Source organism: Streptomyces sp. NPDC055506 (assembly GCF_053643595.1).
The window spans coordinates 55,282-65,130 of record NZ_JBSHKH010000038.1; the positions used below are offsets into that span (position 1 = coordinate 55,282).

Annotated in this window: 7 protein-coding genes; all 7 read left to right on the top strand. The window is 71.4% G+C overall.

Annotation, left to right across the window (positions count from 1 at the left end; genetic code table 11):
* Nucleotides 1-13 precede the first annotated feature (13 nt).
* Nucleotides 14-901: a 16S rRNA (adenine(1518)-N(6)/adenine(1519)-N(6))-dimethyltransferase RsmA gene (gene rsmA / locus ACWIF2_RS17145; RefSeq protein ID WP_454361207.1), complete on the top strand. Its 888-nt coding sequence runs from the start codon at nucleotides 14-16 to the stop codon at nucleotides 899-901.
* A complete protein-coding gene (locus ACWIF2_RS17150; RefSeq protein ID WP_454361208.1) occupies nucleotides 898-1,797 on the top strand; it encodes a 4-(cytidine 5'-diphospho)-2-C-methyl-D-erythritol kinase in 900 nt (299 codons plus the stop codon). The genes rsmA and ACWIF2_RS17150 overlap by 4 nt, the downstream gene beginning before the upstream one ends.
* A 66-nt stretch (nucleotides 1,798-1,863) precedes the next feature.
* On the top strand, nucleotides 1,864-3,117 hold the full coding sequence (locus ACWIF2_RS17155; RefSeq protein ID WP_454361209.1) for an ankyrin repeat domain-containing protein: 1,254 nt from the start codon (nucleotides 1,864-1,866) through the stop codon (nucleotides 3,115-3,117).
* Between the two features lie 71 nt (nucleotides 3,118-3,188).
* Nucleotides 3,189-5,000, top strand: a complete 1,812-nt coding sequence (locus ACWIF2_RS17160; RefSeq protein ID WP_454361210.1) for an ABC-F family ATP-binding cassette domain-containing protein — start codon at nucleotides 3,189-3,191, stop codon at nucleotides 4,998-5,000.
* 192 nt (nucleotides 5,001-5,192) lie between these two features.
* Nucleotides 5,193-6,983 carry an outer membrane protein assembly factor BamB family protein gene (locus ACWIF2_RS17165; RefSeq protein ID WP_454361211.1) on the top strand — a complete coding sequence of 597 codons (1,791 nt, stop codon included), beginning with the start codon at nucleotides 5,193-5,195 and terminating at the stop codon, nucleotides 6,981-6,983.
* 64 nt (nucleotides 6,984-7,047) lie between these two features.
* Complete coding sequence (locus tag ACWIF2_RS17170; RefSeq protein ID WP_454361212.1) at nucleotides 7,048-8,838, top strand: outer membrane protein assembly factor BamB family protein; 1,791 nt, start codon at nucleotides 7,048-7,050, stop codon at nucleotides 8,836-8,838.
* A gap of 238 nt (nucleotides 8,839-9,076) precedes the next feature.
* Nucleotides 9,077-9,757 carry a helix-turn-helix transcriptional regulator gene (locus ACWIF2_RS17175; protein WP_454361213.1) on the top strand — a complete coding sequence of 227 codons (681 nt, stop codon included), beginning with the start codon at nucleotides 9,077-9,079 and terminating at the stop codon, nucleotides 9,755-9,757.
* Nucleotides 9,758-9,849: the final 92 nt, after the last annotated feature.

Sequence of the window (9,849 nt, forward strand, 5' to 3'; positions counted from 1 at the left end):
TACCCTTGTCCCCGTGACCAGCCCCACCCCCGACGCCCTCCTCGGCCCCGCCGACGTCCGCGAACTCGCGACCGCCCTCGGCGTACGCCCCACCAAGCAACGCGGCCAGAACTTCGTGATCGACGCGAACACCGTCCGCCGTATCGTCCGCACCGCACAGGTGAACCCCGAGGACGTGGTCGTCGAGGTCGGCCCGGGCCTCGGGTCCCTCACCCTCGCGCTGCTGGAGGCCGCCGACCGCGTCACCGCCGTCGAGATCGACGACGTACTCGCCGCCGCGCTGCCCGCGACCATCACGGCCCGTATGCCGGAGCGCGCCGACCGGTTCGCCCTCGTCCACTCCGACGCGATGCACGTCACGGAGCTGCCGGGCCCGGCCCCGACCACGCTGGTCGCCAACCTGCCCTACAACGTGGCCGTCCCCGTGCTGCTGCACATGCTCGCCACCTTCCCGACCATCGACCGCACGCTCGTCATGGTCCAGTCGGAGGTCGCCGACCGCCTCGCCGCCGACCCCGGCTCGAAGGTGTACGGCGTGCCCTCCGTGAAGGCCAACTGGTACGCCGAGGTCAAGCGGGCGGGCGCCATCGGGCGGAACGTCTTCTGGCCCGCGCCCAACGTCGACAGCGGTCTGGTCTCCCTCGTCCGCCGCACCGAGCCGATCAAGACGACGGCCTCCAAGAAGGAGGTGTTCGCCGTCGTCGACGCGGCGTTCGCCCAGCGCCGCAAGACGCTGCGGGCCGCGCTCGCCGGCTGGGCCGGTTCCGCCGCGGCCGCCGAGGCGGCTCTCGTCGCCGCCGGGGTCTCCCCGCAGGCCCGGGGCGAGTCACTGACCGTGGAAGAGTTCGCGCGTATCGCCGAGCACAAGGCGAACCAGCACCAGGAGAAGGAGCCCGTGTGAGCGTCACGGTCCGCGTCCCCGCCAAGGTCAACGTCCAGCTGGCGGTGGGCCCAGCCCGCCCCGACGGCTTCCACCCCCTGGCCAACGTCTTCCTCGCCGTCAGCCTCTACGACGAGGTCACCGTGACCCCGGCCGACGAGCTCCGCGTCACCTGCGAGGGCCCGGACGCCGACCTGGTCCCCCTGGACCGTACGAACCTGGCCGCACGGGCGGCCGAGGCGCTCGCCGGGCGGTCCGGCCGCAGCCCCGACGTACACGTGCACATCGCCAAGGACATCCCCGTCGCCGGCGGCATGGCGGGCGGCAGCGCGGACGGCGCCGCCGCCCTGGTGGCCTGCGACGCCCTGTGGGAGACCGGCGCCTCCCGTGACGAACTCCTCGAGATCTGCGCCGAGCTGGGCAGCGACGTGCCGTTCAGCCTGGTCGGCGGCGCGGCCCTCGGCATCGGGCGGGGCGAGCAGCTCACGCCCCTGGAGGTCGGCGGCGCCTTCCACTGGGTGTTCGCCATGGCCGAGCGGGGCCTGTCCACCCCGGCCGTGTTCCGTGAGTTCGACCGGCTCGGCGAGGGCACGGACATCCCCGAGCCCGTCGCCTCTCAGGAACTCCTCGCCGCCCTCGCCAAGGGCGACCCGGACGCGCTCGCCGCCGCCGTCTCCAACGACCTCCAGCCCGCCGCGCTCTCCCTCTACCCGGACCTCGCCGGCACCCTGGCCACCGGCCGGGCCGCGGGCGCCCTCGCCGCCCTGGTCTCCGGCTCCGGCCCGACCACGGCGTTCCTCGTCCGCGACCCGGAGTCGGCGGCCGCGGTGGCACAGGCCCTGGTCTCCTCCGGCACCTGCCGGACCGTCCGGACGGCCTCGGGTCCGACGCCCGGGGCGACGCTCGCCGGGCTTTAATCGCCTGCCCGGGCCGTTCCCGGCCGCTTAAGCTCCCCCGGTTGTCTGACAAAGGGGTGCACACGCGTGGAGCAACTCGTCGCGGCCGTACGACGCGGAGACCCGGACGAGGTCCGGGCCCTGCTGGAGTCCGGGGCCGACCCCGACACCCTCGACGGCACCGACGGCCTCCCGGTCCTCTGCCTGGCCGTGGCGGCGTACGACGCCCCGGTCGCCGAGGCTCTGATCGAGTCCGGCGCCGACCCGCTGCGCAGACTGCCCGACGGGACCACCCCGCTGCTGCGGGCGGTCGACAGCGGCTCCACGGGCCTGACCATCGCGGTGATGCCCGAGCTGGTCGAGCTGCGTCCCGCCGACCGGGAAGAGCTGCTGGAGCGGGCCCGGCACTGGACCCGGACGGGCGCGGAGGCCGAGCTGCGGCGCAGGACCGGAGCCACGGGAGAGGCCGAGCGGACCTGCGTCGAGGACCGGACCTGGTACTGCCACTACGACCGGATCACCCTCGGCGGCCTGACCACCCGGGACGGGCACCCGGCGGTGCTGTCCCGACTGGAGGCGGACTTCGGGATACGCACGCCCTTCGGGGAACTGCTCGCACGGGCGCTCGTGCGGCCCGACCGGGACCACGCCGTCTGTTCGGAGGCCGTTTACACCCTGGCCCGGCGGATGGACGAGGACACCTGGACGGCGGCCGTGGCCCTCAGCCGCGCCTCCGACCGGCTGCACCGCCTCTTCGCCGCCCACGTGCTGCACGGCCTGCAGCTGGGCGATGCCTTCGGGCACGCGCCGTTCGACGGCCGGGGCCAGGAGGTCTTCCTCCCCTGGGCCGCCGAGGAGCAGGACCCGGAGGTGCTGGCGGCGGTCCTCAACGGGCTCACCGAGGAAGACGGCCCGCAGATCGAGGCCATGGGCCTGTCCTACCGCGCACACCCCGACCCCAGGGTCCGCTCCCTGGTGCTGGAGGCCCTGGAGCGCGGCGAGGACAGGCTGCTCGTGCGGCCCGGGAACCTGGCGACGGTGGTGGAGCTGGCCCGCGATCCGGACGAGGGGGTGCGCTGGAGTGCTTGCGCGTGGCTCGGCTACTACCCGGAGCGTTCCCCCGAGATCGGTGACGCGCTGGCGGCCCTCACCCATGACCCGTTCCAGGCGGTCCGTGCCTATGCCGTGTACGGCCTGGCGGAACACGACGACCCGCGCTGCGTGGAGGGCGACCGGCGGATCGGACCCGTCGACCCGGACGGCCCCTGGTACGACGACTGGGTGCTCGGGGCGACGCGGCGGTACGAGTGGCGCCGCGAGGATGCCGTCGAAGGCTCCTGAACACCCCGGCCGCGGCACCCCGCCGCCCGACTACCCTGGAGGGTCGATCCATCCCCCTCGTCAGGAGAGTAATGGCCGTCAACCTGGTCAATGTCGAGAACGTCAGCAAGGTGTACGGCACCCGCGCCCTGCTCGACGGCGTCTCCCTCGGCGTCTCCGAAGGGGACCGCATCGGCGTCGTGGGCCGCAACGGCGACGGCAAGACCACCCTGATCCGGATGCTCGCCAAGCAGGAGGAGGCCGACACCGGGCGCGTCACGCACTCCGGCGGACTGCGCAGCGGTGTGCTCACGCAGCACGACTCCCTCGACCCCGAGGCGACCGTCCGCCACGAGGTCATCGGCGACATGGCCGACCACGAGTGGGCGGGCGACGCCAAGGTCAGGGACGTGCTGACCGGCCTGTTCGGCGGGCTCGACCTGCCGGGGTTCCCCGCGGGACTGGACACCGTCATCGGGCCGCTGTCCGGCGGTGAGCGGCGCCGTATCGCACTCGCCAAGCTGCTCATCGAGGAGCAGGACCTGCTCGTCCTCGACGAGCCCACCAACCACCTCGACGTCGAGGGCATCTCCTGGTTGGCCCGGCACCTCCGGGTCCGCCGCTCCGCCCTCGTCTGCGTCACTCACGACCGCTGGTTCCTCGACCAGGTCTGCACCCGCATGTGGGACGTCCAGCGCGGAGCGGTCTACGAGTACGAGGGCGGCTACTCCGACTACGTCTTCGCCCGGGCCGAGCGCGAGCGCATCGCCGCCACCGAGGAGGTCAAGCGGCAGAACCTCGTCCGCAAGGAACTGGCCTGGCTGCGGCGCGGGGCGCCCGCCCGTACGTCCAAGCCGCGCTTCCGGGTGGAGGCCGCCAACGAGCTCATCAAGGACGTACCGCCGCCCCGCGACAGCAGCGAGCTGATGAAGTTCGCGTCCACCCGGCTGGGCAAGACCGTGTTCGACCTGGAGGACGTCACCGTCCAGGCGGGCCCCAAGGTCCTCCTCAAGCACGTCACCTGGCAGCTCGGGCCCGGCGACCGGATCGGTCTCGTCGGTGTCAACGGGGCCGGGAAGACCTCCCTGCTGCGGGCCATGGCCGAGGCGTCCCGGACCGGCGGAGAGACGCAGCCCGTGGGCGGGCAGGTCAAGGTCGGCAAGACCGTCAAGCTCGCCTACCTGTCCCAGGAGGTCGCCGAACTCGACCCGAGCACACGGGTGCTGGAGGCCGTGCAGCAGGTGCGCGAGCGGGTCGACCTCGGCAAGGGGCGCGAAATGACCGCCGGGCAGCTGTGCGAGACGTTCGGCTTCACCAAGGAGAAGCAGTGGACGCCGGTCGGCGACCTGTCCGGCGGTGAGCGCCGCAGGCTCCAGCTGCTGCGCCTGCTCATGGACGAGCCCAACGTCCTCTTCCTCGACGAGCCCACCAACGACCTCGACATCGAGACGCTGACCCAGCTCGAGGATGTGCTCGACGGCTGGCCCGGCTCGATGATCGTCATCTCCCACGACCGGTTCTTCATCGAGCGCACCACCGACCGGGTGTTCGCCCTGCTCGGCGACGGCGCCCTGCGGATGCTGCCGCGCGGCATCGACGAGTACCTGGAGCGACGGCAGCGCATGGAGGAGGCCGCGGCCGCCTCGGCACCCGCCGCCGGTGCGCAGCCGAGCGCCGCCCCGGAGAAGAGCGCCGCCGACCAGCGCGCCGCCAAGAAGGAACTCCAGAAGATCGAGCGGCAGCTGGACAAGGTCTCCGAGAAGGAAACCAAGCTTCACGCCCAAATCGCCGATAACGCCACGGACTTCGCGAAGGTTGCCGAACTGGACGCCGAACTCCGCGAGTTGGCCGGTCAGCGCGAGGAACTGGAGCTGCGCTGGCTGGAACTCGCCGAGGACGCGTGAAGGGTGCGTGAAGGCGCATAACGACGGCATCACGGGCCGGTCCTCCCTTGGGAACAGGGGGCGATACGGCCCGTTCCGTCGTTGGAACGGGGTGATAGAAAGAGCCGTCTTAGAACTTTATGAAACGACTCTGAGTCCATCGCGTACCTCAGGGCGTGGCTAAAAATCAGTGATCGAACGGGGGAGCCGCTGATGACTCAGCCGCCCAGTCAGCCACCGCACGGTGGCTTCGGAGCACCGCAGAACCAGCCGCCGCAGGGAGGTGGCTACGGGGCACCGCAGACCCCGCCGCCGCCCCAGGGCCCGCCCCAGGCGCCGCCGCCCCCGCAGGGCCCGCCGCAGACGCCGCCGCCCCCGCAGCCGGGGTACGGCTATCCGCAGCAGCAGCCTCAGCAGCCGGGCCCCTACGGTCAGCCGCAGCAGCCCGGCCCGTACAACTCCGGCCCCTACGGCCAGCCGCAGCAGCCGGGACCGTACGGCCAGCCCGGCTACGGCTACCCGCCCCAGCCGCAGTACCCCGGTGCGCCCGGCACCCCGCCCGGGGGCGGCTCGGGCAACCCCTTCAAGGGCAAGCCCGCCCTGATCATCGGCGCCGCGGTCGCCGCGCTGCTCGTGGTCGGCGGCACGGTGTGGGCGGTCACCGGCGGCGACGGAGGCAAGGGCAAGAAGAAGCCGGTCGCCCAGCAGACCGACGGCGCCAAGGGCGGCGGCTCCGACCCGGTCAACCCCGGAGACGGCCGCGGCGACGGCGGCGAGGACCCGGAGAACCTCAACGAGGGCCGCCAGGCCGGCGAGGCCAAGGTCCTCTGGTACAAGGAGGCGCCCGACGCGCCCGGCTCCGGCGCCGACGCCCCCGGCATGTGGATCACCGACAAGTCCGCGGTGAAGGCGGCGTACAAGCAGCTCTTCGCCTACAACGTCGGTGACGGCAAGCCGGCCTGGGACACGATCACCTTCCCCCAGAAGATCTGCGCGACCACTCCGGAGAAGACGGCCGACGACAAGATCGTCGTCGCCTACATGAGCGGCAGCAGCAACCGCGCCGAGTGCAACCAGCTCCAGGAGATCGACCTCAACACGGGCGAGAAGGGCTGGAAGGAAGAGGTCGCCGACGGCGCCCTGTTCGACTCCACGCTCTCCGTCGAACTCTCCGTCACCGGCACCACGCTGATGGTGGGCCGCTCCCAGTCCGGCACGGCGTACGACGTCACCAGCGGCGACAAGCTCTTCGACAAGAAGCGCTACGGCGACTCCTGCTTCCCCGCCGCGTTCGCGGGCGGCGAGAAGCTGATCGCCGTCTCCTCCTGTGGCGCCGGTGGCAACAACGAGCACGACGAGGTGCAGCAGCTCGACCCGCGCACCGGCAAGGTCCAGTGGACCCAGAAGTTCGACAAGGGCTGGCGGGTCGCGCGCGCCTACTCCGTGAGCCCGCTGGTCATCTACAGCACCAACGAGGAAAAGAAGTCCTGGAACATCTCGACCTTCACCTCCGGCGGCAAGTTCCGCTCGCAGGTCGGCTTCGACGAGGACTTCGCCCCCGAGTGCGGCTGGGCCATCCTCGAGCGTGACCTTCAGGGCTGCCAGGGCGTCGCCGTCGACGACTCCACGCTCTACCTGCCGACCGAGGCGACCACCGGCGCCAACGAGATCGTCGCGGTCAACCTCGCGAACGGCAAGGAGAAGTGGCGGGTGAAGTCCCCCGCCGACGAGTCGATGCTGCCGATGAAGGTCGAGGGCGGCAAGCTCATCGCCTACATCGAGCCCTCGTACGACGCGGGCGGCCAGATCGTGTCCATCCCGACGGGCGGCAGCAGCCACAAGCCGGTCAAGCTGCTGCAGAACCCGCAGGGCGCCGCGGACATCGAGAACGGCTTCTTCTCCAAGGACCTCGAATGGACCGGCGGGCGCTTCTACATCTCGACCACGCGGCTGAGCGGAAACGACGACACGAAGGAGAAGCTGATGCTGGCCTACGGCAAGTGACGCTTCTCCCCTCCTCTCTCCCCTCATCGTCGTCCTCCCTCCCCATCCCCGAGGTGCTCACGTCATGACCCAGCCGCCGCCACCGCCGCCCCAGCAGCCACCGTCCGGTGGAGGCTTCGGGCCGCCCCAGGGCCAGCCCCCGCAGCCGGGGTACGGCTATCCGCAGGCTCCCCAGCCGCCCCAGCCGCCGCAGGCTCCGCAGGGACCGCCGCCGCCCGGTTACGGCTACCCCGGTCAGCCGCCGCAGGCGCCGCAGCCGCCGTACGGACAGCCGGTGCAGGCGGGGCAGCCGGGACCGCCGGTGCAGCCGGGCTACGGCCAGCCCGGATACGGCTATCCGCAGGGGACCATGCCGCTCCAGCCGCAGCCCGGGCACCCGGGACAGCCGGGACAGCCGGGACAGCCCGGCGGCGGCAAGAAGGTCAACGCGCAGCTGGCGATCATCGTCGCCGCGGTCGTGGCGATCGCCCTGATCATCGGCGGCGGCGTCTGGTACGCCTCCTCCAAGGACGACGGCAAGAAGGACGACACCGCCAGCTCCGGCGGCAGCACCGGCGGCACGGACGACGGCAACGGCGGCACCACCTCCGGCGGCAAGGAGAAGGCACCCTCCGACCCCGGCGCCAAGGTCCTCTTCCAGGTCCCGGCGCCCGAGGTGAAGAACGACAGCACGGTCGTCGTCTCCGGCTCGTGGCTCACCGACAAGACGTACGCCAAGAGCGGCATCGCCAAGATCGTCGGCTACGACCGCGACACGGGCGGCAAGCAGTGGACGATCCCGCTGGAGGGCCCCGTCTGCCAGGCCAGCCGCCATGTCACCGACGACAACAAGACGGCGATCCTCTACCAGCCCGCCATGCCGACCAAGGCCGACCCCTCGCACGGGTGCAGCCAGGTCGCCTTGATCGATCTCGACGCGGGCAAGAAGCTGTGGACGAAGACGGCCAAGACTGGTGACCAGCTGATCAGTTTCGACAACGTCACGGTCAGCGGGAAGACCGTCGCCGTCGGCAGCAGCAGCGGCGGCGCCGCCTTCGACATCTCCGGCAAGCCGCTGTGGAGCCCGAAGCCGAGCGACTCCTGCTACGACGCCGGGTACGGCGGCGGCGAGAAGCTGGTCGCGGTGCGCAAGTGCGGCTCGTACGAGCAGCGGCAGCTGCACATCCAGACCATCGACCCGAAGTCGGGGAAGGTGATCTCGGAGTACAAGATGGCCGAGGGCATCGAGTACGCCAGCGTCGTGTCGACCAACCCGCTCGTGGTGGCCGCCGACGTCGGCGACTCCGCGGGCGACGGCAGCGGCATCTCGGACTTCTTCTCCATCGACAACAAGACCGGCAAGCTGCGGACACGCATCTCGGCACCGGGCGAGCAGTTCGCGGCGCGCTGCGAGGGCATCACCCGCATCGAGTACTGCAACCAGCTGGCCGTCGGCAACGACCGGTTGTTCATCCCGACCGAGGAGCACGACGGCAAGGGCGAGTACAGCCAGACCAACGAGATCGTCGCCTTCGACCTCGCCACCGGCAAGCAGACCGGGCAGCGGGCCGACGCGGGTGACGGCTACACGATCTCGCCGCTGCGCATGGACGGCGGCAACCTGATCGCGTACAAGCGGCCGCCGTACGACAAGGGCGGGCAGATCGTGAGCATCGACGGGGGCAGCTTCAAGGAGACGAAGCTGCTGGAGAACCCCGCGTCGGAGCAGGTGCGCGACGTGGAGACCAGCATGTCGCCGGACTACTCGGAGTTCCTGTACGCCGAGGGGCGGCTGTACATGTCCAAGGTGTACGCGAGCAAGCGGCCCTCGTCGGGTGACAAGGAGTACCTGGCGGTCGGGTTCGGTACAGGATGATCGTCCGATGATCATCTGGTGATCGACTGAGGTTGCCTTCGGTCCCGTCCCTGTTCAGGGGCGGGACCGTTCGCGTTTGGCTCAGTCAACCTCGAATGAGAGGAATTTCGGCGATCCGGGGCGATTCTCGCGGGTAGGGGAGCGCAACGTCGAACAAGCGTGTAGCTTCCGGGGGCATGAAGGCGGGGGAGCCGGGGGGCTTCCATTGGGGGGACCGGGGTGACTGGGGGGTTGCTCGATGGGAGTGCGGCTCATGGTGGTCGACGACCACCGATTGCTGGCCGAGGCGCTGGCCTCTGCGCTGAAGCTGCGGGGGCACCGGGTGCTGGCCGCGGCGGCGCCGGCCGCGGGGGCGGCGGAGTTGGTGATCACAAGGGCGCCGGAGGTGTGCCTGCTGGGCACGGCCACGCCGGCGGAGCCGGGGATCTTCGATCCGGTGGTGCGGATCAAGCGGGAGCGGCCGCAGGTGGCGGTGCTGGTGCTGGGCCCGGTGCCGAGCCCCCGCGGTATCGCGGCGGCATTCGCGGCGGGGGCTTCCGGCTACGTCCGGCATGACGAGCGGATAGAGGGCGTCGAGCGGGCGATCATGAAGGCCCGGGCGGGCGAGGCGGCGGTGGCGCCGCAACTGCTCCAGGGCGCGTTCAGCGAGTTGCTGAACCCCGCGGCCCAACCGGACGACGAGGGCCAGCGGTTGCTCCAGATGCTCACACCGCGCGAGGTGGAGGTCCTGGTCCGCGTGGCCGACGGCGAGGACACCCGGCTGATCGCGGCAGGCATGGGCATCGCACCGTCCACCGCCCGCACCCACGTCCAGCGCGTCCTGATGAAACTGGGCGTGGGCTCCCGCCTTGAGGCGGCGGCACTGGCGGCGCGGACGGGGTTGCTGGACCGGGCGGGGCCGGTGTCGCGGGAGCCGTGAGCGGGGGCGCCTGCTGGGGGTGTACGTAGCGCCTGATGCCGGGTGGTGGGTCGGGGCCGCGCCGGGGGGTGTCCGTCCTCGGAACGTCGCGA